At 43.7% G+C, this 25,794-nt stretch carries 26 protein-coding genes; 15 read left to right on the plus strand and 11 right to left on the minus strand.

Translation table 11 applies throughout. From position 1 onward, the window contains the following. Nucleotide 1: 1 nt before the first annotated feature. Nucleotides 2–475, minus strand: a complete 474-nt coding sequence (locus ACE3T3_RS07900) for an Rrf2 family transcriptional regulator (protein ID WP_374665710.1) — start codon at nucleotides 473–475, stop codon at nucleotides 2–4. A 113-nt stretch (nucleotides 476–588) separates the two neighbouring features. After that, nucleotides 589–1,236, minus strand: a complete 648-nt coding sequence (locus ACE3T3_RS07905) for a hypothetical protein (protein WP_374665712.1) — start codon at nucleotides 1,234–1,236, stop codon at nucleotides 589–591. Nucleotides 1,237–1,432: 196 nt separating this feature from the next. Here ACE3T3_RS07905 and ACE3T3_RS07910 point away from each other — a divergent pair, with 196 nt between their 5' ends. The 4 genes from ACE3T3_RS07910 (at nucleotide 1,433) to ACE3T3_RS07925 (ending at nucleotide 5,637) form a co-directional block, all read left to right on the plus strand. Beyond that, entirely contained in the window at nucleotides 1,433–1,906 is a 474-nt protein-coding gene (locus ACE3T3_RS07910; protein ID WP_374665714.1) for a phasin family protein, read from the plus strand. A gap of 168 nt (nucleotides 1,907–2,074) precedes the next feature. Then, nucleotides 2,075–2,347 (plus strand): HU family DNA-binding protein, encoded by a 273-nt coding sequence (locus tag ACE3T3_RS07915; RefSeq protein ID WP_374665716.1) that lies wholly within the window; start codon nucleotides 2,075–2,077, stop codon nucleotides 2,345–2,347. A 129-nt stretch (nucleotides 2,348–2,476) separates the two neighbouring features. Next, the gene (locus ACE3T3_RS07920) at nucleotides 2,477–4,342 is read left to right on the plus strand and encodes a SurA N-terminal domain-containing protein (RefSeq protein ID WP_374665718.1); all 1,866 of its coding nucleotides are present in this window, start codon (nucleotides 2,477–2,479) and stop codon (nucleotides 4,340–4,342) included. A gap of 380 nt (nucleotides 4,343–4,722) precedes the next feature. After that, nucleotides 4,723–5,637, plus strand: a complete 915-nt coding sequence (locus ACE3T3_RS07925; protein ID WP_374665781.1) for an alpha/beta fold hydrolase — start codon at nucleotides 4,723–4,725, stop codon at nucleotides 5,635–5,637. A gap of 146 nt (nucleotides 5,638–5,783) precedes the next feature. Here the strand turns inward: ACE3T3_RS07925 and ACE3T3_RS07930 are convergent, their stop codons facing one another. Further along, nucleotides 5,784–6,656: a DUF2797 domain-containing protein gene (locus tag ACE3T3_RS07930; protein WP_374665720.1), complete on the minus strand. Its 873-nt coding sequence runs from the start codon at nucleotides 6,654–6,656 to the stop codon at nucleotides 5,784–5,786. A gap of 32 nt (nucleotides 6,657–6,688) precedes the next feature. Between ACE3T3_RS07930 and ACE3T3_RS07935 the strand changes: the two genes are divergently transcribed. Together ACE3T3_RS07935 and ACE3T3_RS07940 are read left to right on the plus strand one after the other, a co-directional pair. Then, nucleotides 6,689–7,159, plus strand: coding sequence for a DUF6231 family protein (locus ACE3T3_RS07935; RefSeq protein ID WP_374665722.1), 471 nt, complete (start codon nucleotides 6,689–6,691; stop codon nucleotides 7,157–7,159). Nucleotides 7,160–7,264: 105 nt separating this feature from the next. Next, nucleotides 7,265–7,882, plus strand: coding sequence for a YidB family protein (locus tag ACE3T3_RS07940; RefSeq protein ID WP_374665724.1), 618 nt, complete (start codon nucleotides 7,265–7,267; stop codon nucleotides 7,880–7,882). A 256-nt stretch (nucleotides 7,883–8,138) separates the two neighbouring features. Here ACE3T3_RS07940 and ACE3T3_RS07945 read toward each other — a convergent pair whose 3' ends face one another. From ACE3T3_RS07945 to ACE3T3_RS07955, 3 genes are read right to left on the minus strand one after another with little or no spacing between them, the layout of a single operon-like run. Then, a complete protein-coding gene (locus tag ACE3T3_RS07945; protein WP_374665726.1) occupies nucleotides 8,139–8,756 on the minus strand; it encodes an OB-fold-containig protein in 618 nt (205 codons plus the stop codon). Between the two features lie 34 nt (nucleotides 8,757–8,790). Further along, nucleotides 8,791–9,102 carry a Rieske (2Fe-2S) protein gene (locus tag ACE3T3_RS07950; protein ID WP_374665783.1) on the minus strand — a complete coding sequence of 104 codons (312 nt, stop codon included), beginning with the start codon at nucleotides 9,100–9,102 and terminating at the stop codon, nucleotides 8,791–8,793. Nucleotides 9,103–9,116: 14 nt separating this feature from the next. Further along, entirely contained in the window at nucleotides 9,117–10,121 is a 1,005-nt protein-coding gene (locus tag ACE3T3_RS07955; protein WP_374665728.1) for an adenosine kinase, read from the minus strand. Nucleotides 10,122–10,474: 353 nt separating this feature from the next. Between ACE3T3_RS07955 and ACE3T3_RS07960 the strand changes: the two genes are divergently transcribed. The 4 genes from ACE3T3_RS07960 to ACE3T3_RS07975 all read left to right on the plus strand — a co-directional run bounded on the left by ACE3T3_RS07960 (nucleotide 10,475) and on the right by ACE3T3_RS07975 (nucleotide 16,529). Then, complete coding sequence (locus ACE3T3_RS07960; RefSeq protein WP_374665730.1) at nucleotides 10,475–10,927, plus strand: GNAT family N-acetyltransferase; 453 nt, start codon at nucleotides 10,475–10,477, stop codon at nucleotides 10,925–10,927. 202 nt (nucleotides 10,928–11,129) lie between these two features. Further along, on the plus strand, nucleotides 11,130–11,921 hold the full coding sequence (locus ACE3T3_RS07965) for a hypothetical protein (protein WP_374665732.1): 792 nt from the start codon (nucleotides 11,130–11,132) through the stop codon (nucleotides 11,919–11,921). 463 nt (nucleotides 11,922–12,384) lie between these two features. Further along, nucleotides 12,385–15,324, plus strand: a complete 2,940-nt coding sequence (locus ACE3T3_RS07970; RefSeq protein WP_374665734.1) for an insulinase family protein — start codon at nucleotides 12,385–12,387, stop codon at nucleotides 15,322–15,324. Between the two features lie 50 nt (nucleotides 15,325–15,374). Further along, nucleotides 15,375–16,529, plus strand: a complete 1,155-nt coding sequence (locus tag ACE3T3_RS07975; RefSeq protein WP_374665735.1) for a phospholipase A — start codon at nucleotides 15,375–15,377, stop codon at nucleotides 16,527–16,529. 101 nt (nucleotides 16,530–16,630) lie between these two features. Here the strand turns inward: ACE3T3_RS07975 and ACE3T3_RS07980 are convergent, their stop codons facing one another. Both ACE3T3_RS07980 and ACE3T3_RS07985 read right to left on the minus strand, forming a co-directional pair. Beyond that, nucleotides 16,631–17,971 carry a TrkH family potassium uptake protein gene (locus tag ACE3T3_RS07980; RefSeq protein WP_374665737.1) on the minus strand — a complete coding sequence of 447 codons (1,341 nt, stop codon included), beginning with the start codon at nucleotides 17,969–17,971 and terminating at the stop codon, nucleotides 16,631–16,633. Next, complete coding sequence (locus ACE3T3_RS07985; RefSeq protein WP_374665739.1) at nucleotides 17,968–18,624, minus strand: TrkA family potassium uptake protein; 657 nt, start codon at nucleotides 18,622–18,624, stop codon at nucleotides 17,968–17,970. Before ACE3T3_RS07985 ends, ACE3T3_RS07980 begins: the two co-directional genes overlap by 4 nt. A gap of 179 nt (nucleotides 18,625–18,803) precedes the next feature. Between ACE3T3_RS07985 and ACE3T3_RS07990 the strand changes: the two genes are divergently transcribed. Continuing rightward, the gene (locus ACE3T3_RS07990; RefSeq protein WP_374665741.1) at nucleotides 18,804–19,307 is read left to right on the plus strand and encodes a hypothetical protein; all 504 of its coding nucleotides are present in this window, start codon (nucleotides 18,804–18,806) and stop codon (nucleotides 19,305–19,307) included. A gap of 175 nt (nucleotides 19,308–19,482) precedes the next feature. Continuing rightward, on the plus strand, nucleotides 19,483–20,028 hold the full coding sequence (locus tag ACE3T3_RS07995; RefSeq protein ID WP_374665743.1) for a hypothetical protein: 546 nt from the start codon (nucleotides 19,483–19,485) through the stop codon (nucleotides 20,026–20,028). Nucleotides 20,029–20,198: 170 nt separating this feature from the next. Here ACE3T3_RS07995 and ACE3T3_RS08000 read toward each other — a convergent pair whose 3' ends face one another. Then, on the minus strand, nucleotides 20,199–20,597 hold the full coding sequence (locus tag ACE3T3_RS08000) for a hypothetical protein (protein ID WP_374665745.1): 399 nt from the start codon (nucleotides 20,595–20,597) through the stop codon (nucleotides 20,199–20,201). Between the two features lie 95 nt (nucleotides 20,598–20,692). After that, nucleotides 20,693–22,231: a threonine ammonia-lyase, biosynthetic gene (gene ilvA, locus ACE3T3_RS08005; RefSeq protein ID WP_374665747.1), complete on the minus strand. Its 1,539-nt coding sequence runs from the start codon at nucleotides 22,229–22,231 to the stop codon at nucleotides 20,693–20,695. Between the two features lie 107 nt (nucleotides 22,232–22,338). Between ilvA and rpiA the strand changes: the two genes are divergently transcribed. Then, complete coding sequence (gene rpiA / locus ACE3T3_RS08010) at nucleotides 22,339–23,010, plus strand: ribose-5-phosphate isomerase RpiA (protein ID WP_374665749.1); 672 nt, start codon at nucleotides 22,339–22,341, stop codon at nucleotides 23,008–23,010. 202 nt (nucleotides 23,011–23,212) lie between these two features. After that, on the plus strand, nucleotides 23,213–23,887 hold the full coding sequence (locus ACE3T3_RS08015; protein WP_374665750.1) for a M48 family metallopeptidase: 675 nt from the start codon (nucleotides 23,213–23,215) through the stop codon (nucleotides 23,885–23,887). Here ACE3T3_RS08015 and ACE3T3_RS08020 read toward each other — a convergent pair. Further along, nucleotides 23,884–24,393 carry a hypothetical protein gene (locus ACE3T3_RS08020; protein ID WP_374665752.1) on the minus strand — a complete coding sequence of 170 codons (510 nt, stop codon included), beginning with the start codon at nucleotides 24,391–24,393 and terminating at the stop codon, nucleotides 23,884–23,886. The two genes, ACE3T3_RS08015 and ACE3T3_RS08020, sit on opposite strands and share 4 nt — an antisense overlap. A gap of 316 nt (nucleotides 24,394–24,709) precedes the next feature. On the opposite strand from ACE3T3_RS08020, the gene argC reads away from it, so the two are divergent. After that, nucleotides 24,710–25,762 (plus strand): N-acetyl-gamma-glutamyl-phosphate reductase, encoded by a 1,053-nt coding sequence (gene argC, locus ACE3T3_RS08025; RefSeq protein ID WP_374665754.1) that lies wholly within the window; start codon nucleotides 24,710–24,712, stop codon nucleotides 25,760–25,762. Nucleotides 25,763–25,794 lie beyond the last annotated feature (32 nt).

A 25,794-nucleotide genomic window follows, 5' to 3' on the forward strand; every position in this document is an offset into this window, starting at 1 on the left:
GTCAAATACCTGTAACCGATAAAAGGGCTGGATCATCAAAAGCTGTGTTTTGGCGGATGGCAACAGTTTGCACGTTGTCACGGGCTACAAGATCAGCAAGTGTGATTTTTGCAAGATAATCGGCAATATGATTGGAGAGTTCTTGCCATAAATCGTGAGTCAAGCACATTGCGCCATTTTGGCAGTTGCCTTTGTGGTCACAGCGGGTGGCGTCAACAGTTTCATTTACAGCTTCGATGATTTCTAAAACAGTGATTTCTTCAGCGCTGCGAGCTAAGTGATAGCCGCCGTTTGCACCGCGAATACTTGAGACTAAGCCGTGGCGTTTTAATTTTGCAAAGAGCTGCTCTAAATAAGCTACTGAAATGGTTTGACGTGTCGCAATTTCTGCAAGAGTGATCGTTTGTTCAGTAGGCTGCAAAGCTAAATCAAGTAGAGCAGTCACTGCGTAACGACCGCGAGTTGTTAAGCGCATGATTCGATACACATGATTAGACTAGATGTGCTGATTTTATGAATCCTGACTAAAATAGTCAAGTTTTTTTGATGCTGTTTTAAGGGAATGTAAAAATTATAAAAATTATGTATTTAACGAAGCCAAAAATTATACACTAATAACGCAATTAAAAGCACGGTAATAATTGTAAATATAACATTGATGTGTTTTTGACGGCGCTCGATGCGCTTAATGCGGTTTTTGTATTGTTTCACTTCGACTTGGAGGGTGTTGATTTTTGAACGCTGCTGGTCGATCTTTTCCAATAAAGGCGCTATGCGGTTTTTGGATGCAATAACGTCTTGCTCATCAGCAGGTTCAGTCAGCCATTGCTTCCAGTCTCCCAGGACTTTCGGCATGCTGAATAATGAAAGCAGATCACGGAACTCATCTTTTAACACCATGTCGCCATCAATACGCATGGCTTTGATGCTGCGGCGGTTGCCGAAAACAAAGATTTTGATCAGATCCATAAGGGTAGTGCGGACGTCTAAATCAACGGCTTTTTCAGGCGCTTTATCATCAAATAAAACCCCATTTTCGGTGAATTGAATATAGACATCAAAATAAGGGATATAGCTGTTTATTTTTATTGCAATTTTTTCGTCAATAAACTTCTTTGCCTGAAGCGCGACAACACGGTCATGTTTGAGGATGAACGTAAAAATTGTTTCTAAAACAATTAAGGTCATTGTAAGCAACAAATGCGGCTGATTTTGTCTTTGCTGCGTGTCACTCATAAAAATCTAATCCTTACCTGAATGAAATAAGCGTCCTGCTTTAAAGGAATTCAGGTTGAAAACAAAAACACTTGAATTAAATTGCTTTGTAGAACAGTTTTGCAAATCTATCAAGCCTTAAGTTTGTTATTATAGTTCTAATTTGCAGGTTGACATAATAGATTTGCGCACGAATTCACTAGGAGCGGTGCTTTGTATGGATAAAATAAGTACAAAAGAGTCAGAAGCTGCTGATCAGGATCCAGCAGAGAGGCAGAATAAAGCCAAACTTCGGCATCATCACGACCGGAAATCCGTGTTGGATTTTCGTAAATATACCAAGCAAATTTGGCTGGCAGGATTAGGCGCTTTTTCACGTGCTGAAGAAGAAGGCAATAAGCTTTTTGATTCTTTGGTCAAGGTCGGGGAAGAGCTGGAATCGAAAACCACAGACATCGCCGATCAAACGGTAGAAAAAGTCTCTGAAAAAGCAAAAGAATCTGTAACCGATACCAAAGATAAAGTCGAAAAAATCTTGGATAATGGTGTAAACCATTCTTTAAACCGCCTGGGTTTGGTGGCGGCAAAAGATCTGCAGCATATTGAGAAAATGATTTTGCAGCTGCATGCCAAAATTGACCGTTTGGCGGAAGAACAACGCAAAATTCAAGAGCAATTGACCAAAAAATAGGAATTTGTGAGCAATTATTCATTTTTCAAGGTTTTTTTCGTCAATTTTTTGCAAAAAAAGAGCTTGGGGAGTATTGCGTTTCCCCCTAAAGCATTGCTATAAAAGCGCTAGGGCAATTTAAACAACTTCTGAACCTTAAATAAACGATATTAAGAGGATGTAATTTTCATGAATAAATCAGAATTAATTGATGCTATTGCTGAGAAAGGGGGATTATCTAAGGCTGACGCAGGTAAAGCTTTAGATGCAACTATCGCATCTGTAACTGAAGCGCTTAAAGCGGGTGATACAGTAACTTTAGTTGGTTTCGGTACTTTCAGCGTAAAAGAACGCGCTGCGCGTACTGGCCGTAACCCTCAAACTGGTGCAACTTTAGAAATCAAAGCAAGCAAAGTTCCAGGCTTTAAAGCTGGTAAAGGCTTGAAAGATTCTGTAGCTTAATCTAATTAAGCTCATGAACGCGCCAATATGGCGCGTTTTTTATTGATAAATATGATTTAGCGCTTTAGCGCATTCATTCATTGCTGGTTTTCAGTTAAAATCCTTCGCAAATAAAATATTGGATTACTTATGGAATCTTTTCGTAAAGTCATTAAGGGCTGGCTGGGCAAAGTTTTGCTCATTTTGTTTTTAACCCCTTTAGCGCTTGTAGGTATTGAAGGATATTTTAGCAGCGGGTCAAAAGATGCCGTGAAGTCAGTAAATGGCGCAGATATTTCAAAAAAAGATTTAGAGCAGCTGACGAATTCGCTAAAAGAACAATATTTGCAGTATGCAAAGGGTGATGAAACTTTACTGAATCAGAATTTCATTAGTAATAAAGCTTTAGAAACTTTGATTGCGCGTCAATTGCTGCTGCAGCAAGCGGATAAGCTGGGAATCAGCCTAAGCGACCAGCAGCTGGCGCAAATGATCCAGCAGCAGCCAAGCTTCCAAAAAGATGGCAAATTCTCGGAAGAATTGTTTGCGAACTATTTGAAATCTATCGGCATGACCAATATGGCTTTCATTGAAAGCCTGCGCAAAGACCATGCTTTGAAGATGCTAACTTCTACGTTTATGGATTATGCGCTTGTCAGCAAGGTGGATATTGCGCAAATTGCAAACTTGCAGGCAGAGCAGCGTACCCTTGAGCTGGCTAGCGTGAAGCTGGATGCATATAAAGCGGCTGTAAAAGTCACGGATGCTGAATTAAATGCTTATTACCAAAAGCATGCGGCTTTATTTAAACAGCCGACCAGCGTTGATGCTGATTTTGTGGTGATTTCACCTGCCAATATGAAAGGCGCGTCAACTGAAGTGACTGATGCTGAGTTAAAGCAGGCTTATAACGATTTTGTGCAAAAACAGCAGCAAGCTGTGCAGCCTGCAGTGAAGCATATTTTGATTACTGCCGATGGCCGTACAGATGCGGAAGCGAAAAAGCTGGCGGAAGACGTTGCTGCGAAAATTAAAGCAGGCGAATCTTTTGCAGCTGCGGCAGCGCAGTATTCTGAAGATCCGTCTTCTAAAGCCAATGGCGGCACGATTGCGGTATATCAAAAAGGTGTATTCGGTAATGCCTTTGACCAGACTGTGGAATCATTAAAAGCCGGTCAAGTTTCAGCGCCGGTGAAAACAGATTATGGCTATCATTTAATTGAGACATCTGCACCTGCAGTGCAAGCGCCATCTTTCGAATCTGAAAAAGCGCGTTTGACTGAGGAACTGTTGAAAACCAAAAATGCGAATTTGTTCTCGGATAGCGTGAACAGCTTGAATGACATGGTTGTAAGCAGCGATTCATTGGATGTAGTGACTCAAGAGCTGAAAGGTGTTCAGATTCAAACAGTGAAAGGCTTCACACTGTCTTCTTCACATCCTGTGCTCAGCGATGCCAATGTTAAAGTGAAACTCTTTAATGATGATGTGAAAAATGGCGACCGCAACGTTTCCAGCAGCATTCAATTGGCCAATGGCGATGTGGTGTGGGTGAAAGTCCGCAATTACCACGCCGCTGGCGTACAGACTTTTGCTGAGGCAAAAGAACAAGTGAAAGCGAAACTGGTTGAACAGAAAGCTTATGAGGCTGCGAAAGCGAAAATTCAGAGCACTTTGAATGAGTTCAAGACTAAGCCTGCTGCAGCTGTGAATAAGTCTGGCATTAACTTTGTCAGCGCAGGCACATTCACCCGCGCTGACGGTATGCTGAAGCGTGATATTCAGCGTGCGGCATTTAGCCTTCCTGCGCCTAAGGCGGGTTACTGGTCAGTATCTACTGCTAAATTGCCAAATGAATTGGTGGTGGTTGCAGTGACGGATGTAAATAAAACAGCAGCGAGCGGAATTGCGCCGGAACAGCTGGGTGAGCTCACCAATCTGTATCAGCAATTGCGCGGTCAGCAAGAGTTTGATGATTACACTCGTTATTTAAAAGAACATGCGAAAATTAAATAAACCGCATTTCGCTTAAACATAAAATGACATCAAAGAACCAGCCTCCGGGCTGGTTTTTTATGGCCGGAATTGACAGTATTTCCTGAGTTTAGCGCGCTTAGGCAAATGCAGTGCGGGGCAGTATTGGGCTAGAGTAGCAGGCTGAACGGGATTATGAGTTTCATATCATAAAAGCGTTGATCTCAATTTTATAAAAATACAGATAGGGATAATAAGAAATGGAATATTCAGCGGACAAGAAAGCAAGGCTTGGCTTAAATATCAATATTTTAGGGATGCTGTTAAGCATGCTTATGCCTTTGATGCATTGTGCTGCACTGCGGTTTTCTTTGGGTTTTCATTTATTTGTGGCTGCCTCTAAGAAGCAGCTGGTCTGCGCGATGATCCTTTTGCTTCTGCTTATGCCGTCTTATGCGGCTGAGATTAATTTTCAGAGCATTTTGCAGCAGGAGCGCGCATGGGCGGGCTTGAATACTAAAAAAGTGAAATCTGAGGAAATTGAGTGGGTCTACAGTGAAGGTGGAAACCCGGCCAATCCAACTATTTTGCTGCTGCATGGGCTGTCTGGCACGCGGGACAATTGGAACCGCGTAGCGCGCTATTTAACGCCAAATTATCATGTGATTATTCCTGATTTGCCTGCACATGGTGAAACCAAAGCGCCCGAGGGTTTTGATCTGTCGATTGCCAATCTTTCTGAAAAATTGCGGCGCTTTGCAGATGCTGCAAAAATTGATCCGAATCTGCATATTGCCGGGCATTCGATGGGCGGCGCAATTGCGATGCTGTATAGCGCGCAATATCCTTTGGAAGTGAAATCAATGTTTTTGGTGGATTCTGCCGGGGTGTTCAATAATGCAAAAACTGTGTATTTAAAAGATCCTGAGCAGCTGAGGCGCTTGATTATGGCCAACCCCGGCGATTTTGATCAATTGATGAAAATTGCGATGCAGTCACCGCCATTTATTCCGCAGGAGCTCAAAGCCGCGCAAGAGAAACTGATGATTGCGCAATCCAAGAATACTGAAAAGATGGTGTTTAAATTGGTGGAGATGTCCAGGCTGTATACATCGGATGCTTTTGCCTTGATGGCTAAATCAATTGATGTGCCTACGCTGATAGTGTGGGGCAAGCAGGATCAGGTGATTAATGTCGAAGCTGCCGCTGAGTTGAAAAATTTACTGAAGAAAGCGGAAGCGCCGGTGATTTTAGAAGGCGTAGGGCATATGCCTATTTTGGAGGCGGAGCAATTAACAGTGCAGCCTTATTTGAACTTTTTAAAGAACGTGCGCTAAGACTTGCGCCGGACGTGCCTTGATCATTAAACGGCATGTAAGAAGCAAGGTCAGCTGAATGGTGCTGATCTTCAGGATTTGAGTTTATGCCATAAATAAAAAAACGGAAGCGAATCGCTTCCGTTTTTAGTGAAACAGCAAGGGTGCTATTCCGTGCGGATTTTAATTTCGTAGCCTGTATATTTGCGGATATTGATCACGCCAGTATCCAAAATTAAATATTGGCCTTTAATGCCTTGCAGCTTGCCGCGGATTACCGGCGTTTTGTCCAAATTGTGCGATTTGATTTTTTCAGGGTATTGATCAACGGGATAGACAAATTCACGCGGCAATTCATCTTCCAGCAATTCTACGGTTTCATTGAATTCCAGATTTTGACTGAATTCGTCGCGGATGGTCTGAATTTTAGGGGCAAACTCTTCAACCAGCTGTTCACGTATTTCCAGCAGGTTGATCGGCTCAGCTTCACCTTTCAGTAGTTTGCGCCAATCCGTTTTGTCAGCCACTTGAGTGCCGAACATGATTTCCAGCTGGCCAGACAGGCGGCGAGAACCGACTTTCATAATCGGCAGGGCTTGTGTCGCGCCTTGATCCAGCCAGCGGGTCGGCATTTGGCCGATGCGGGTAATGCCGACTTTCAATGCGCTGGAATTGGCCAAATACACAATATGCGGCTGGAAGCAGACCTCATGCGCAAAATCATCTTCCCGGCAGGTGCCTAAATGATAATGGCAGGTTTCAGGCTTCATAATGCACATATCGCATGCTGCTTTGGTTTTAAAGCATTTGAAGCAGTGGCCTTGTGAATAAGATTTTGGCGTTTTGCTGCCGCAGGAAACACAGTAGATATTGCCTGTCCATTCGATTTCGATCTCTTGGCCTAAGCGAAAAGGCAGATCAATTTCTGAGCGGTCTAAAATAAATTTGTATTCAACATTTGCCTTGTGAGTCTGTTGATCAGTTACACTAAGGCCGGTAAGACCTGCACGCATTTTATGGCAAATGCCCTGTAGTTCCATGAAATACTCTCTTCAATAATAAGGATGCAGTTATGGCTGAGCAAAATGTCATCACTTCAATGCTAGACGATTTATCGACTGAACAGCCTATCTCAACTGCATTATGTATTGGTCAAAATCTTGAACAATACGGCAATAATCAATCAATTCAATGGCAGTATTTTAACGTATCTGAATTTTTAAATCTGCCTTTTCAGCAGCGCTATGATTTGGGTTTTGTGCTGTTTGATACCGCAGAAATGGCCAATATTTCCAATCAGGATAAATCACGGCTGCTGGTGAAACTGCGTGATTTGATGGCCAAGCGCATTGTTGTGGTCAGCACATTGCAGGATGAGCAGCTGCTGCGCGCTTTAGGATTTACCCAAATGATTGATAAAACCACGCATGACAGCAATTTTGCACTGTGGCAATTCAATATTTTAACGTATAAGCATGTGCCGGACTGGTTTAACGCCAAGTTTTGGGCAAATCCTGAAAACTGGAATAAATTCCGCTGGTAAGCGCGTGTGCAGCGGCCGGCAGCAGATGCAAAAATTAACAAACTGCACGCGGTCCGTTGGAATTTTCAACGTATGCTGTAAATGGGTCTTATTGGGAAGATAACAATGACAAATTTAAGCAATATTGTGGAAATTTTAGCAAAGCAGGCCTTGGGAAATTCCAGTCAGAGCAATCAGCAAGGCGGTTTGGGCGGCATTTTAGGGTCGGTGCTGGGGCAAATGGGTAATAGTGCTTCATCGGCCAATGCGCAAGGCGGATTGGGCGGCATTTTAGGTTCAGTGCTGGGGCAGCTGGGCGGTGCTGTTCAGCAGCCATCTCAGCAAAATAATACGGCAGGCGGTTCAAATGCATCGGCTTTGCTGATTGCGGTGCTGCCGCTGGTATTGGCATGGATTCAGAAGCAGGGCGGTTTACAAGGCGCATTAGATCAGCTGCGCGGTCAAGGCATCAGCAGCCAAGTTGATGATTGGGTTTCTACAGGCCCGGGTGAAAATGCGGCCGTAAATCCGCAGCAGGTGCAAAGCCTGTTTGATGAGGCGGATATTGAACAGATTGCGCAAGAAACTCAGGCGCCCAAGCAGGATATTTACAGCGCAATTTCTTCAGTATTGCCGCAGATTATCGATTCATTGACGCCGCAAGGCAGTCAAACCAGCAATACAGAAGCCAATGCGGATATTCAGCAAGTGATGAGTTTGGTTGCTGGTTTCCTCAAGCGTTAACAGCTGCTTCAGCATGAATGATGCTGAACATCTGTATTGATTCATTATTCGGCTTGTCTGTATCAATAGATGAGCCTTTTCTATTATTGGGTCTTGGTGGATGAGTTTTTGGGGGATGAGCCTTAGGGATTGTGTCTTAAGCTTGCCGCCGCAGATCCAATTAAGCGCCTGTCTAGAAATGACCTATGCAGCAAAAAATATTGAAATACACGGCTGTTTGATGTGGATTGAGTTGAATATACCATCGCATTAAAAATCAGTGGTCTAAATCTAGGTTGAAAAGGCGGTTCGATGGGCTGATGCGCTTGGCGATATAGTGTGATTTTTTAGGCCGGATAAGAATAACTTGCGATTGAAATTCTAATTCTCCGAACTCTGGCTCGACTTGCACATAATGCAGCTGGCCAAATTCATCGCGTACACGGGCCTGTGCGGAAAATCCCGGACGGGCGCTGCCGCTGGAAATGGTTGCTAGGCGGCCAAGCAGGTTCACTTGCTGTTTGATGCGCTTGGTCGGAATCACTTGGTCCAGGCAATGAATCATAAAGACCGTAAAAAATATGGCAATGATGAGCACTGGGAGAATTAGATAATAAACGGGGAAAAAGGACAGTTCCCGCGCATAAATGCAGAATTGCAGAAAATAGCCTGCAAAGCTGAAATTCATCAATAAGAAAAAAATAATCAGGGTTTTTGAAAACTTGACGTTTAAGAGCGGCAGATCATCCAAATGCTTAGCTGAAAATCTTTTGAATAAGGTCGTTGGGCGCAGCTTGATGTAGTACCCCACAGTTTCCGCCATGCCCAGCAAGACAACAGCAATAAGGCTTATATGAAAAGGCATTAAGTTGTAGTCTGTAAAAAACTCGGGCATGGCAGGATCCTGCTGGCATTAGCTGTCTGAACGCTTATTCGTCTAAAAGATAGATTCCGCCATCAGAATGCACGTTAATCTCAACTTTTTCAAGAGATTGGCCTTGGCATGGACCAGAGATGCATTCACCTGTTTCCACCAGAAACAATGCGCCATGCGTAGAGCATTCGATATATTCCTGATCGCGGTCTAAAAATTGGTTTTCTAAAAATTCCAATTCAACCTGCAGGTGCGGGCATAAATTTTGATAGGCGTAGTATGCGCCATCACGCTGGGTCACAAAAATAGTATCGCCATTGGGTGTTTCATAAGCGCGTGCTTCGCGCTCAGGCACATCCTCAGTCATGCAAATTTTATGCATTATGCACATTCCTTTAAAAAGTTTTGCAGCAATTGCGCGTATTCTTGAGTCGCTAAGCGCGGCCCGAATTGAGCAACCACTTCACTTGAAATCAAAATAGCGAGCTGAGCAGCAGCTTTGTAATCCAAACCTGCATTTAAGGCATATAAGAACGCGCCCGCAAATGCATCGCCTGCGCCATTGGCATCCACAGCGGTCACTTTGCGGCCAGGTACAGCAAATGTTTGCTCTTGATTATGGATTAATGCGCCTTTTGCGCTCAATGTAATGACAATGTGCTTGCTGAGTGATTGCAGTTTCGCCAGTGCAGCTTCTACCGTTTCGGTTTCGGTATACATCATGGCTTCATGCTCGTTGCAGAACAATAAATCTACGCCATCATCCAGCAGCTCATCCAGGCCTTGACGGGCATATTGCACCATTGCTGGATCTGAAAGTGTTAAAGCAATTTGCACACCATTGGCTTTGGCGATTTCACGGGCTTGCTTGACGGCTGCGCGCGCTGAGTCGCTGGTAGATAAATAGCCTTCGATATACAGCCATTTCGCAGATGCCAGCGGCGCAAAGTCAATTTCGCTGTCCGACAGTTCTGCGGTAATGCCTAAATACGTATGCATTGTGCGTTCAGAGTCTTCGCTGACCAAGACCATGCAAGTGCCTGTTACGCCTTCACTGATCGAATGTGCTGCAGTTTGAATGCCGGCCTCATTCAGACCATCCAAATAGATTTTGCCCAAATGGTCATTGCCGACACGGCAGGCATAAAATGCAGAACCGCCCAGCGCGCTGAATGCAACAGTTGTATTGGCTGCTGAACCGCCGGATGCTTGACCTTTATAGATTTGGCTGGCTTGCAGATTGCTGTACAGAGTAGCTTGCGTTTCGCCATCAGTCAGCTGCATTGTGCCTTTTTGCAAATTTTGCTGAGTAAGAAAATCATCAGAAACTTTAAATTCCTGGTCAATTAATGCATTGCCAATTGCAAAAAGATCAACAGTCGCCATGTCTTTCGGTCACATCAAAAATGAAAGTGCTAAGTTTACACGAATGCTCAGGATTGCTGTAGTTTGTTGAATAAAATTCATGGTCTTGTTGCATGCTGGGTCTTTCATTTCCTGTCTGTATGCGGCTGTTATGCGCCGCTCAGTATGGGCTGATCTTGCATAATGTGCTGGGGAATGGCCTGAAAAGCGCTAAAAATTTAGGCTTTTTTGCATTATTTGAACATTTGTTTCTCTTTGCTATTGATCATCGTTCATTTTTTTATTTACATAGACCACTATGGTTCTTCTGCAGTTTTGCTGATGCAGCTGCCGAAAATAGATCAATTGAGTATTAAATTAAAAAGCGTGGGTATATGGAAATAAGTATTCGTCAAGCCGAACAATTGCCTAAACAAATTGAAGTTCTTGCGGCATTGGCAAATCAAGAAGGCTATGCATTTATTCAGCGCTTAATTGAAGAATTTCAAAGCGGGAAAAACCGTTTTGACCAAAAAGGTGAGAGCCTGCTGCTGGCCTTTGACGGCGAAACTTTAGTGGGCTGCGGCGGTTTGAATCAGCAATGGGGTGATGCTGGCGTTGAAGAGCGCATTGGCCGCTTGCGCCGTTTCTACGTGCATCCGAAATACCGTCAATATGGCGTAGGCAAAAAACTGCTTTTAGAGCTGGAAAAAATGGCCAAGCCTTTTTATTCGGCGCTGTGTTTGAATACAGAGCAGAAAGATGCCGCCAAATTTTATCAAAAGCATAATTATGTTTTTGTTGAAAACCACCCAAATTACAATTATTTCAAATATTTAATTGCATAATCAGCGTTCTTTACGCGGTTTTGAAAGCACAGCAATCTCTATGATTGCCGTGTTTTTTGCTTGCTAAGCTGTGCATTTTTGCAGGATATTCAGTTTCTGTAACTTATTTTGCAACTCCTCATCATCATTAGAATTTTTTTAATCTTTGTTTAAGCCTGCCTGCAAACAATAGCCTTGAAATTATTTTTTTAGGGCTGCTGTTATGTCAGTTGCATCTGCACCAACAAATGATTTTCATGAATTGCTGGCCAAAGTGCCGCAAATTACGGCATTGTTCTGGATCACTAAAATTTTCGCGACCACTTTTGGCGAAACGGCTGGTGATGCCTTATCCATGTCGCTGAATTTAGGATATTTGCTCAGTACATTCATTTTTGCCGCGGTTTTTATCGGCGCGGTATTTTTCCAAATCAAATCTAAACAGTACCAGCCGTTTTTATACTGGTTTACGATTATTGCCAGCACGACTGTGGGGACAACGCTGGCAGATTTTGTAGACCGTTCTTTAGGCATTGGCTACGTTGGCGGCAGTACGATTTTATTGTCCTTGGTTGGCTTGTCTTTGTGGATTTGGCATCAGGCGGAAGGCAGTATTTCCCCGCAAGCGGTCAATCATCCGCGCGCGGAGCTGTTTTACTGGCTGACCATTACTTTTTCACAAACCTTAGGTACCGCGCTGGGCGATTGGTCTGCGGATACAGCCGGCTTGGGGTATAGCGGCGGCATTGCATTGTTCAGCGCCTTGATTGCATTAATTTTTGTGCTGTATAAGTTCACGAAGGTTTCGCATACCTTGCTGTTCTGGTCTGCATTTATTTTGACCCGTCCGCTCGGGGCGGTGGTCGGAGATTTCTTGGATAAGCCGATCAGCTCCGGCGGTTTGGATTTGAGCCGGTTTGCGGCTTCCGCAGTGCTTTTGGCCGCCATCAGCCTGTGCGTATATTGGTCACAGCGGACGGAGGGGCCGCTGAATCGGCAGATCAGCAATGGCTGAGGGGGATGCTTAAGTGATGATTATTAAGCTAAGCTTTGGTTATTCAAGGCACTTTTTGAGCTGTCATCTTGAAATTGCGGTTTTATACGCTCAATCCGAGATGGTTTAACTCTGTGCTGAAGCAGTTGAAGGCAGCTGCTTCTTTTTTTGGCGCCCGTGAGTCCCGCCGCTTGCATCAGTATGGCTATTTAAAATTGAATCCTTGACCGGCTGCAGCCTGAAAGCGTATCCATTTCATCTGGTGCAGTGTGTCTGGTTTTGATTTGCAAGAGCCGGTATTGAACGGGCTGGAATGAATGCGCTGTGGGCGAAAGCTGAAGCCAGATATTAAAAATTAAACATCAAAAAGCAGAAATTTCCCAATGGCGACTGAATCGCTCGGAAATTTCTTTTTGAATGAATCCTATTTCTCTTTTTCAGGTATACTCAAGGGTCTTAAAAATGCATTAGATTAGGAGATCACATGACTGTAGATGTCACTGAAACCATTTCACAAACTGTTCATCCCGCGTTTCAGTTGGTACGTCAACACCATGTTGAAGCCTTAGACATTTTAGTGTCTGAATATACCCATAAAGTTACAGGCGCCGTGCATTATCACCTGGCTTCTGAACACGATGAAAACGTGTTTTTAGTGGCGTTTCGCACCCAGCCGATGGATTCGAAAGGCGAAGCGCATATTTTAGAACATACTGCATTATGCGGTTCTGAAAAGTTTCCTGTGCGTGATCCGTTCTTCTTGATGATCCGCCGTTCATTGAACACGTTCATGAACGCATTCACAGCGGCGGACTGGACAGCTTATCCATTTGCAACGCAGAACAAAAAAGATTTCCAAAACCTGCTGGAAGTGTATTTGGATGCGGCTTTTTCTGCCAATTTAAATCCGCTGGATTTTGCGCAGGAAGGCATCCGCATTGAATTGGAAAATGGCGAGCCGGTTTACAAAGGCGTGGTCTTCAATGAAATGAAAGGCGCGATGAGTTCACCTTCAGATCAGCTGTATCATCAGCTGGCGCATCATTTATTCCCAGAAACTACCTATCATTACAATTCAGGCGGCGACCCGAAAGACATTCCAGATTTAACTTACCCAGAGCTGGTTAATTTTTATAAATCGCACTATCACCCAAGCAATGCGGTATTCATGACTTTCGGCAATGAGCCGGCTTACAAATTGCAAGAACAGTTTGAAACCTTGGCTCTGGCGAAATTCAAGCAGGGTGAAACGCTGCATTCAAAACCTGAACGCCGTTTAACTGCGCCTGTTGAAGTAACAGAAACCTATGCGGTCGATGCAGAAGACCTGAAAGACAAGACTTATCACATTATTTCTTGGCTGTTGCCGCAGGCCAGCGATATTAAATTGCGCTTAGGCATGCGTCTGGTTGAAGGGGTGCTGCTGGAAGATTCAGCTTCACCGCTGCGCCATTATTTGGAAACTTGCGGCTATGCGCAATCTACCGGCCCGATTATGGGGGTGGATGATTCCAACTTTGAAATGACGTTCTTCTGCGGCGTGCAGGGTTCAAACCCTGAACATGCAGAAGAATTTAAAAATGGCGTGTTTAAAATTTTAGAAGATGCAGCGTCTAAACCGGTGGACAGCGCCATGGTTGATGCAATTTTGCATCAGATTGAATTGCATCAGCGTGAAATTAACGGCGACGGCATGCCATACGGCTTGAGCCTGATTTTAAATGGCTTGGGCAGCGTCATTCATCATTCAGACCCTGTTCATGTGTGGGATGTCGACACTGCAATTGAGCAAGTGAAAGAAGAGCTGAAAGATCCGATGTGGCTGTCGAACTTAATCAAAACTTATTTGATTGACAATACACACCGCGTGCAAATGACTTTGGTGCCGGATGCGCAAAAATCTGCCAAAGAAGCGGAAGCGGAAAAAGCCCGCCTTGCAGAAATTGGCGCAAAACTGACTGAAGCACAAAAAGCGGGGATCATTGCGCAGACTGAGGCCTTAAATATCCGTCAAGATACGCCGGATGATTTGAATCTGCTGCCAAAAGTCGGTTTGGAAGATGTGCCGGCGGAACTGCAAATTGTACAAGGCCAGCTGCGTGAAATCATTTCCAATGGCATGGATATGCCGCTGAATCTGTACCATGCAGGCACCAATGGCATTTACTATCAGCAAGTGCTGATTCAAGTGCCAAATGACATTGTGCAATCACCTTACTTTAATTTGCTGTCGATTTTGATGGGTGAAGTGGGTGCAGGCCAATACGGCTATCTGGAATTGCAGCAGCTGCAGACAGCTGTCAGCGGCGGTCTGGGCATGGGCGCATCTTTGCGTTCTAAAGCTGATGATAAAAATCAGATCAGCGCGTGGATGACACTCACCACCAAATCTTTGGTGAATAATTTCGAAGCCATCAAATTGCTGAAATTGGCGTTTGAGCAGCTGCGTTTTGATGAAAAAGACCGCATTATCGAGCTGCTGCAGCAGCGCAAAACCCGCTGGCAATCCCGTTTGTCCGGTTCGGGCCACAGCTATGCCATGCAGATCGCCAGCCGCAATCACAGCGCTTTGGCTTTGCGTGATTACAACAATACCGGTTTAGGCGCTCTCAACTGGCTGGGCAATCTGACTGCGAATATTGAACAGGATGATGCCGCTTACAATGCGCTGATTGAAGAACTGAAGCTGATTCATAACCGTTTGCTGAAAGCGCCAAAACAATTCTTGGTGGTGTGTGAAGAGCATCATTCAGAGCGCTTGGTTGAAGAAGTGCAGACTGTTTGGGATAAAGTGTCAATTGCCGATATTGAACGTGATTTAACCAAAGTTCAGCCGGCGCATAGCGTAAATGACGAAGCTTGGCTGATTCAAGCCAATGTTCAATTCTGCGCATCAGCCTATCCTGCCGTGGAAGTGTCTCATCCTGACGCTGCGCCGCTGATGGTGCTGGCATCGTATTTGCGCAATGGCTTCCTGCATAGCGCAATCCGTGAAAAGGGCGGCGCATATGGCGGCGGGGCAAGCTATGACGGCAATGCCTGCTCATTCCGTTTTTACAGCTACCGTGATCCGCGCTTAGCAGAGACTTTCAAAGATTTTGAAGCCAGCGTGCAGTGGCTGTTCAATGCAGAGCAGCTGGATCATCAGCTGGAAGAAGCGATTTTAGGCTTAATCGCCAGCATGGATAAACCGGGTTCACCAGCGGGTGAAGCCATTACCGCCTGCTATTCATTGCTGCATCAGCGCACGCCGGCCTTCCGCAAAGTATTGCGTGAGCGCTTGCTGAAAGTGACGCTGGACGACTTGAAACGTGTCGCTCAACTGTATTTGCTTGATCAGAAGCCTGTGAAAGCTGTCGTTGCGCCAGTGGCAAAACGTGAAACTTTGGCCGAACTTGGATTTGACATTAAGCAAGTCAATTGAATCGGCTTTTTAATTTACAACAATGAATTCTTCAAAAAGAAGAGGTGAGTATGGCGTTCAATTCTTTTGAGCGTACTGCATTGAAGCTGAGCATTGTGCTCAGCTCAATGACGGCAGCGGCTGCGTATGCGCAAAATGCAGAAGTGGTTGCTAAGCCTGCAACGGCGGAAGCCTGTGTTGCGCTGGCATCAAGTGCTGAGCGCTTGGCTTGTTATGATGCTTTTTTTAAAATTCCTGATGAGGCCAAGCCGCTCCTGGTTTCTGAACGCCAGGCCGCGCAGGAAATTCAGCCAGAGCCAACAGAAAAGCTGACATTGAAGCAAAAGGTCAGCCATGCGTTTACAGACCGCTTATTTGCAGTAGAAGCGCCAAACTTAAATCCAAATCTGTCTATGCTGGACAGCCGTTGGGAGTTGTCGCCTGAAAGCAAATTAGGGACATGGAATATCCGCGGTTACCAGCCTGTTTATTTGATGCCGGGCTATTGGACATCGGATAAAAACGAGCGGCCATCGAGCCCCAATGCGCTGAATACTGTACAGCCAGACGAAACGCAAAATTTAAAGTCGATGGAAGCTAAGTTCCAGCTGTCTTTAAAAACCAAAGCGGTTGAAAACTTGTTTGGCGATAATGGTGATGTTTGGCTGGGCTATACGCAGTCTTCACGTTGGCAAGTGTATAACGAAGATGAATCGCGGCCTTTTCGTGAAACTAACTACGAACCTGAAGCAAGTTTAGTATTCCGTACCAATTATGAACTGCTGGGCTTGAATTGGCGCATGCTGGGCCTGACCTTGAATCATCAGTCTAATGGCCGTTCTGATCCGCTGTCTCGCAGCTGGAATCGTGTGATTTTGAATTTAGGGTTTGAAAAAGACAATTTTGCGCTGATGGTGCGTCCATGGTACCGCCTTGAAGAAGATTTGCCGGACGACAATAACCCGGATATTGCAGATTATGTTGGCCGCGGCGATATGACTGCCTTTTACCGCTATAAAGAGCATGACTTTAGCCTGATGCTGCGCCATTCCTTAAAAGGCGGCAATAATTCTCACGGCGCTGTGCAGTTTGACTGGACGTTCCCGATCAGCGGCAAGCTGCGCGGGCAGTTCCAATTGTTTGATGGTTATGGAGAAAGCTTGATTGATTATAATCACCGTGCGACTTATGTCGGCTTGGGTGTATCACTGTTAAATTGGTTCTAAAACCAGTGAATAAAAAAACCGCGCATTTGCGCGGTTTTTTTATTTGCTCTTAAATCTTAAATTAGAGTCAATCGAGTCAAATTCGATTGCAGCTGCATGTATTAGCCAATTTGTATTTCGGTTGCGGGATGCTTCAAGCGGCTTTTTTTCGGCGTTGCAATTAAATACGCCAAGGTCAGCGGGCCAAGCCGGCCTGCAAACATCAGCACGATCAATATGAGCAAACTTGCTGGCTGCAATTCACCGGTAATGCCCCGCGATAGTCCAACCGTGCAAGCGGCAGAAACCGCCTCAAACAGCAAATCTTGAAAGCGCATATTGGGTTCAATCAGCAGCAGGCTGAAAAACCCGATAAAAATCAGCGTGACGGTAATAAAAATAACAGCCAGCGCTTTAAATGTCGTTTTCTGAGGCACTGAATGATTAAATACCCGCACTTCATCCTCACGGCGCAAAAAGCTGATCACGCTGAGCACAACGATAATAAACGTGCCGACTTTAATGCCGCCAGCGGTACTGAGTGAACCGCCGCCAATAAACATCAGCATCATGGTAATTAAGGATGAAGCATCGGAGAGCTGATCCATCGGCAGGCTGTTAAAGCCCGAAGAGCGCGGCACAGTGGCATGGAACCATGCGTTGACTGCTTGATCGCCAAGGCTCATGGGCGCCAGCGTCAATGGATTGCTGGCTTCTAAGCTCCAAATGGCAATAAAGGCAAAAATATTCAGTCCGGCAATGGCTGATAAAATCAGCTTGCTGTTGGGGCTGAGCTTCTTCCAGCTTTTATGCTGCTTAATATCCATCAGCACCAAAAAACCGATGCCGCCAATGATATACAGCATACTGATGGTGAAGGTAATGAAATACTGGTCTGCGAAGCTCATCAAGCTGTTTGGAAATAAAGAGAACCCACCGTTATTGAAGGCCGAAACGCTGTAAAAGGCGGCATAGAAAAAGGCTTGCGCAAAGTTGTAATCTCCCAGCCATGCAATGGTTAGAATGACCGTGCCGACAGCTTCAAAAAAAAGTGAATAGAGAAAAACGCCTTTAATGGTGAAAGCCACTTTTTTCAAGCTGGTTTGGCCAATGGTTTCCTGCGCCATAACTTGCTGCTTCAAGCCCAGTTGCGGCGACAGGCTCAAGACTGCCAAAATGGCAAAGCTCATAAAGCCCAAGCCGCCGCACTGCAGCAGAAACATGATGACCAGTTTGCCAAAGACAGTATAGGCTTCACCGACGTTGACGACAGACAGCCCGGTAATGGTGACGGCAGAGGCCGAGGTGAACAGGGCGTTCAGCCAGCTGAGTTCACCATGATGGGAAAAAGGCAGCATCAGCAGCAATGTGCCAAGAATAATCAAGATCATAAAACCTAATGCCAGCAGGCTCGGCGGGCTCAGGTTAATGGTGCCATGCTTTTTGTTATGCAGTTTTTTCATACACTTTTAAAATGTTTCGATAGGCGGCGTAAGGGTTCAAGCAATCCTTCTACAACGAGGATATCACCTTTTTGTAAAATCATATTGGGGTCAATGCTGAACAGAATGTCTTTGCCACGTTTATGCAGCAGTGTTTTAATTTCCGGAGCATGCTCCATCAGCTGGTTAAAGCGCCAGCCTTGCTGGGCTTCTTTGAGCTGCACTTTGACAATATAGTGATCATCTTCCAGCGCCATATAGCGGCTGACCATCGGATAGCTGAGAGATTGCGCGATTCGCACGCCCATATCTTCTTCAGGATGGATGATTTTATCTACGCCCAAATGGGTCAGTATCATATGATGCGCTTTTGATTTGGCTTTTACCCAGATCTTGTTGATGCCTAAATTTTTCAGATGCAGCACGCATAGAATGCTGGCTTCAATGTCTTCGCCGATGGCAACGACAACAGCTTCGCATTTTTGAATATTCAACTCGCTGAGCACATGTTCATCGGTCGCATCGGCAATGACAGCATGCGTCAGCTGATCAGAGATGCTTTCGACAAATTTTTTATTGCTGTCTATGCCAATCACATCGTGCTTCAAGCTCGTCAATTCTGTCGCAATGGTTGCGCCAAAACTCCCAAGTCCGATGACTGCAAACTGCGCCATATCATTAAATTCCTGTATTGATGTCGTATTTATTAACGATTATTGGCTATAAAGCGCTCAATTATTCGTCTATGCTGTTAGCAGGGTATTTTATCGGTTTATGGATATTCCAGCTATTGAGCTTACAAAATTATATATAACAAAAGCTTATTGGAATAGAACCCAATAGGAGTAGATGCATGCATAAGACACTGTATCAGGCTTTGCAGGTTGCTTTTCCAGAGTTGAAAGACGCCGCCTTGCCTGAGGAACAGGATAATTTTGAAAGCTTAACGCTGTGGCTCAATCAGTTTTATTCTAATCTGCAGCAGCTGCAGATGATGGATTACCATCAAAATGGCATTGCGGAGTGCCACCGGCTGCAGCAGCTGAACATTGACTTGGATGAGCTGAATAATCAAATCGATGCTGAAATGGGTGCATTTCTGGAGATGTATGAAGAAAGTGATCAGGAAATTGATCCGGAACCTGCGCATGCCTACGATTTTGAATTTACCTACAATGTCATTTTCAGCAACATCAAACTGTTTATCGAGCCTTATGAACTGGCGCTTTTAGTGATAGAGCAGGAAAATCCTTATTGGCTGCTGGTGCCGAATAATGAAGAACTGGTGGACTGTATTATCAGCAATTTTAATGAGATGTTTGGTAATGAAGAACCGATGGTTTTGATTGAATTTTGAATTTTGAATTTTGCAGAAAAACCGTATGGAAATTTTAAGGTTTTTGCTGAGCTGTCATATTTTGTTCAAATCACCTTGTTAAGATCGGGCTACGCTCAGTCATAGGCCTGAGCTGAGACTGGTCAAAGGGCAGGCAATGTTGTGTTTTGAACAATAACGATAGAAGAATTCAAACATGAACGATAAAAAAATCTATCAATGGCTGCAGGCATGGTATCCAGAACTGCAAACTCGGAAAATTCCAAAATCTAAAAACCGCCGCAGCTTTGAGCAGTTTGGCTTGTGGCTGCTGTCAGAAAAAAAAGAGCGCCATGAACGTACATTCATCATGAGGTTCGATCCGTTGAATTTTATGGAAGCGGATCTGGCGCGAAGCGCCGTATTGCAAGATTTACAGATAAATATTGTGCAAATTCATCAGGATATAACCCAGAAAATTCATCCGGTTTATGCGCACTATGAAAAATCCAAGCAGCTTTTAGGCAAATATTACAATGTGCAGGAACAGCTCGCAGAAATGATTCTGAACGCGCTGTGTCAGGAATTAAGCCGGTATCAATATCAATTGCTGTTGATTTGCTCGGAACAATATTACTGGCTGGCAGTGCATCAGGATGCAGAAAAAATGCATAAATTTTGCAAAAAATTCGAAAAACAGTTCAAAGATGAAGAGCTTAAAATTGAAGTTTATACCTTGCAGGATTGTTTGCAGTCGATTTAAGGCGGTTTTTAATGTGCTACATGGATGAAGTAAAATAAAAAAATTGCGGTGAAAGCCTGTTTAATGATTGATCGCGTAGATTATTTTAATGCACAAGATTAAGCATAGCCTTAACTGAAGAAAATAGCCTAAGCAAGTTGTATGCTGCTGACGGATACAGTCTGATGATCTTATGTTTCAGCATTTTCTGGTTGTAAATCGTCCGGATCATGCAATATACGGTAAATCATCATGGCGATCATGGTCATAATAAAACATCCAATTATTCCTTTAGGCTGATAGGGTTGCTGATCTGCATATTGGGCCATAAAAATGAGCAGCTGCGTCAAGCAAAAAATCAAAAACATATAAGCTGCGGTTGCTTTATAGGCATGTTTGGGTGCGAGTTTCAGCATGCTATACGGAACACGCACCATGAGTATGCTGAGCAATATTAATACAGGAATGGCAGTTGAAAAACTATGAATAAAGAGTTTGAGAATGTTAATCAGCGCACTGATGCATAATAACTGCAGAAAAGGAATCAGAAAAAATCTTTCCCAAGATCGGGTGTGCAATTTAAAAATCATTTTTATTATCACTGCGTTTTTGATCTTTATTGAATATAACAAAAAAATAGCCTGTAAATATACAGGCTATTTTCAAGGCTTTATAGATTCAGCGTTTATTTTAAGAAGCGCTGATAACCCAAGTTGTTGGTAATTTCCTCATATGGGTAAGTAATACTTTCCAATGTTTCAACTAAACCATCTGGGTTTTGTTTGGCATCCGTTGCTTCCATACCCACAAGTACACGACCTTCAGCAGCACCGTGGTTACGGTAATGGAATAGGGTAATGTTGTGTGTTGGGCCAAGACGTTCCAAGAATGTCAGTAGTGCGCCCGGACGTTCAGGGAATTCCACACGGAATAAGCGTTCATTTTCAATATCCGCATGGCCGCCAATTAGGTAACGGATATGCAGTTTTGCCACTTCATCATCAGATAAATCGTCTACATCGTATTGGAATTTCAGTGTTTCGAAAATTTCCTGACGCTCTTTTTCACCGCCTTTTAGGCTGATACCGACAAAGACTTGTGCAGCTGATGCATTGCTGGCACGGTAGTTAAACTCGGTAATGTTACGGCCTTGAAGCGCGCGACAGAATTTTAAGAAAGAACCTTTTTCTTCAGGAATCGTCACGGCAAAAATCGCTTCTTTGCGTTCACCCAATTCAGTGCGTTCAGCAATGTAGCGCAGGCGGTCAAAGTTCATATTGGCGCCGCACACAATCGACACGATGTTTTTGCCTTCTAAGCTATGCTCAGCCGTATATTTTTTAATACCTGCTAAAGCCATTGCGCCTGAAGGTTCAACAATGCTGCGGCATTCATCAAAAGTATCTTTAATTGCGGCGCAGATTTCGTCGGTATTGACCAGAACCACTTCACGTTCAACGATCGGGCCTGAGTTGTCAGATTTTTGCAGCTGAATGACTTCAAATGGTTTTTCGCCAATTTGCGCAACAGCTGTACCATCGGCAAATAGGCCGACAGAAGGCAAAATTACACGTTCGTTGGCTTCAAAAGCGGCTTTTAAACAAGCAGATTCGTCATATTCAACAGGAATAACTTTCACGTGCGGTGCAACATCACCGAGGTAGGCAGCCACGCCGGCGATTAAACCACCACCACCGACAGCAACGAAGACATAATCGACATCGCGCCATTGACGTAAAATTTCATTGGCAATCGTACCTTGACCTGCCATAACCAGTTCATCGTCATAAGGCGGAATAAAAGCCATGCCATCTTCTTGCGCACGCTGAATTGCATATTTATTCGCAACATCAAAAGAATCACCATGCAAGACCACTTCACCGCCCAAACGTTTTACCGCTTGAACTTTAATGTCGGGGGTGGTTTTAGGCATGACAATAATGGCGCGAATTCCCAGTTTTTGACCAGATAAGGCCACACCTTGTGCATGGTTACCTGCTGAAGCTGTAATAACGCCACGTTCTAACTGAGATTTCGGTAATTGACTAATACGGTTATAAGCACCGCGTAGTTTGAAGGAAAAGACAGGTTGTAAGTCTTCGCGCTTAAAGCGAATATTATTATTTAGTTTTTCACTAATTCGTGGCGCTGCTTCGAGTGGAGTTTCGATTGCAACGTCATACACCGTTGCCTGTAATATTTGTCGAACCAAACGAGACAGCATGTTAATTTTCCATCTAACAGTTTAAAATAGGCGTTTATTGTAACAAACACCTGTACATTTGGGCTGAAAAATCAGCGACAAATGTCAAAAAATAGTTGAGTCAAGTTATGAGTCTGTATGCTACCCAAGATGAAAAGAAACAAGCTGCCGCAAAAGCTGCGTTAAAGCACTTGCCTAAAGGCGGTATTTTGGGTGTTGGTACAGGAAGTACTGTGAACTTCCTCATTGAATTATTGCCTGAGCTTCAACTTGAAGCAGCGGTTGCCAGTTCTGAAGCGACTGCGCAGCGCTTGAAAAAATTAGGTATCGAAGTGGTTGATATGAACCACGTTGGCGGTTTAGATGCCTATGTAGATGGTGCAGATGAAATTGATCGTCATATGCATATGATTAAAGGCGGCGGTGCGGCGCTAACTCGTGAAAAAATCGTGGCATCGATTGCGAAAAAATTCGTCTGTATCGTTGATGATTCTAAATGGGTCGATCAGCTGGCGCGTGAATTTCCACTGCCTGTTGAAGTGATTCCGATGGCACGTTCTGCGGTGGCGCGTAAGATCGTCGCACTTGGCGGTGATCCTGTGTACCGTGAAGGTGTGGTGACTGATAATGGCAATGTGATTTTAGATGTATATAACTTAAATATCTTAAATGCATTAGAGCTTGAAAAAACGCTGAATGATATTCCGGGCGTGGTATGTAATGGTATCTTTGCGTTAAATAAAGCAGATATTGCTATCGTTGCAACGGATAACGGTATTGAAGAGCGTACAGCGGTTTAATTTCTTGATTCAATATAGTTCTATCAAAAGTTTAAGTGAAACTTAATTGAATTTATATTGAAAGTTCCTTCTCTTGCTCCATATATGGCTCAGGGATGAGGAGCATGCTCCGCAAGAGGATGAGGGGGATTAATCAACCTCTCCCTAACCCTCTCCTGAAAGGAGAGGGAACTACAAATTTCATAATAAAATTATAGAATAAATGACTCCAAACCTCCCAGAAATCCAAATTACTCATCATGCACGTGCAACACGATTACGTTTGCGCGTCGAGCCAACACAGATTCGCCTAACCGTTCCGAAGTTTTGTACGAAGCGTCAAATACAGGATTTTTTGCAGCAATCAGAACAGTGGATGATTGAAACTTGGCATAAGCAGCAAGAAAAGGTGGGGCAAGTTGATCGAACTTTACCTGTAGAATTAAAACTATTTAATTTAGAACAACCTTTAGAAATTAAGTATCAAACTCAAAAAAACTCTTATCTGTTTGATGAAAAAAATCATCAATTATTGATCAGTGACCGTCAGCCGGAAAGTTATTTAAAAGCCTTTGTCATTGCTTATGCCAAGCATTATTTGCCTATCTATTTACAGTATGTAAGTTTTGAAACTGGATTGGAATTTGGTGAATGTGCAATTCGTCAGCTGAAAACGCGTTGGGGCAGCTGTTCTGCCAAGCACGACATTATGCTAAATAGTGGGTTGGTTCTTTTTCCTTTGGAAATTGCACGTTATGTAGTTGTACATGAGCTGGTGCATACCAAGCATTTTGATCATAGTCCGAGATTTTGGACTGAGGTGGAAAAGCATGATGCGAATTATAAAAGCCATCGTAAAACCTTGAAAATGACGCCAATGCCTTGGTGGTGGAATTAGTGGTTTAGTAACATCGTGTGAAGATTGGTAATAAGTTTAATGACCATAAGATATTCATGAGCATTTTGGGTGGATATCCAATCACCTCGATTACGCATTTTTCCATCAATAAATGGGATCAAAAAGCCTTTACTATTAAGTGATTGGTTTTTTCTCATGACTAACCAATAATTGCCACATAATTTTTCATTGTAATAATCCGGTTCAAACCCGAGAGCATCATTCGCTAAAAATGAATAATCATATTTGATTAAAACAATTTCTTTTGCATCTGTTAATTTAAAAGTAGCGATATATTGTCGCCACAAACAAGTAGCTCTCATAACCAATTTTCTTGGAGTTGGTTGATTGATGTAAGGATAAGGGACTAATTTTTGAGAGTTCTCATCGAATACTAAAATGTCATATAACCTTAAGTCAGTTAAGTCAGTTAAGTCAGTTAAGTCAGTTAAGTCAGTTAAGTCAGGTAGTTCATTTTGTAATTCATCTGGAATTTGAGCGGTCATTTTATTGAGGATTTTAATATTTCAAGTAAAATATTACTCTAATTTTAATTAGTTACTGCTAAATATAAAAATATTTTTTGAAGATGATTGCTTATGGAAGGGTACGATCTGCTTTTTATTAGATGGAAATTCCCTCATGTTTGAATGGTTGGAGATAAGAATTTAAAGTTTTGCTCTTATACAATGATTAAGTCGTGTTGTTCAATTCCTGTAATTTCACGCAGTAGCGCTAAATAATCCCAAGCAAAACAGTTCAGAAATCCTTAACTTCCTGTCATAATACGCAGTCATTAAATGGATACTTTGAATTGAGGTAATGAGCGTGATTTCAGTTGGTATTGTCGGCGGTACAGGTTATACAGGCGTTGAATTGCTGCGTATTTTGCTGCGTCATCCAAATGCGGAAGTAAAAGTTTTAACTTCACGCACTGAAAATGGGCGCCGTGTCGATGACATGTTCCCAAGCTTGCGCGGCCATACCGATCTTTGCTATTCAGACCTCAATATTGATGAGCTGAAAAAATGCGACGTCGTATTTTTTGCAACACCGCATGGCGTAGCGATGAAACATGCTGAAGCACTTGTTGCTGCAAATACCAAAGTGATCGACTTAGCGGCAGACTTCCGTTTGCAAGACTTAGCACAGTTTGAAAAATGGTATGGTCTGGATCATGCTTGCCCAGAACTATTAAAAGATTCAGTTTACGGTCTGTCAGAACTTAACCGTGAACAAATTAAACAAGCCAGTGTGATTGGTAACCCTGGTTGTTATCCAACGACTGTTCAATTAGGTTTAGCACCAGTTTTAAAAGCTGACGCATTGGTGAAACCTGAAAGCATTATCATTGATGCGAAGTCAGGCGTTTCAGGCGCAGGCCGTAAAGCCAGCCTAGGCATGATCTATTCTGAAAATGCAGACAACTTCAAAGCGTATGGTGTTGCCGGTCATCGTCATCATCCTGAAATTGTTGAAGCATTGGAAAATATTTCAGGTCAAAAAGGCGTGTTTAACGAAATTTTGTTTGTACCGCATTTAGTGCCGATGATTCGCGGCATGCTCAGCACCATCTATATTGATTTGACGGATGCAGGCGCAGCCGCAGATTTGCAAAGCTTATATGAGCAGTTCTATGCCAATGAACAGTTTGTTGATGTAATGCCAGCAGGCAGCTCGCCGGAAACCCGTACAGTGCGCGGCGCAAACCAATTGCGTATCGCGCTGTATAAGCCTCAGCCGAAAAAATTAGTGATTTTGGCCGTTCAGGACAATTTGGTGAAAGGCGCTGCAGGACAGGCTGTGCAAAATATGAACTTAATGTTCGGCTTTGCTGAAGAAGCTGGTCTGCAAGGCATTGGCTTATTACCATAAGAAACGTTTAATTGCTTCACACACATTTAGAT

This window comes from Acinetobacter sp. (genome assembly GCF_041919735.1).
Classification (GTDB): Bacteria; Pseudomonadota; Gammaproteobacteria; order Pseudomonadales; family Moraxellaceae; genus Acinetobacter.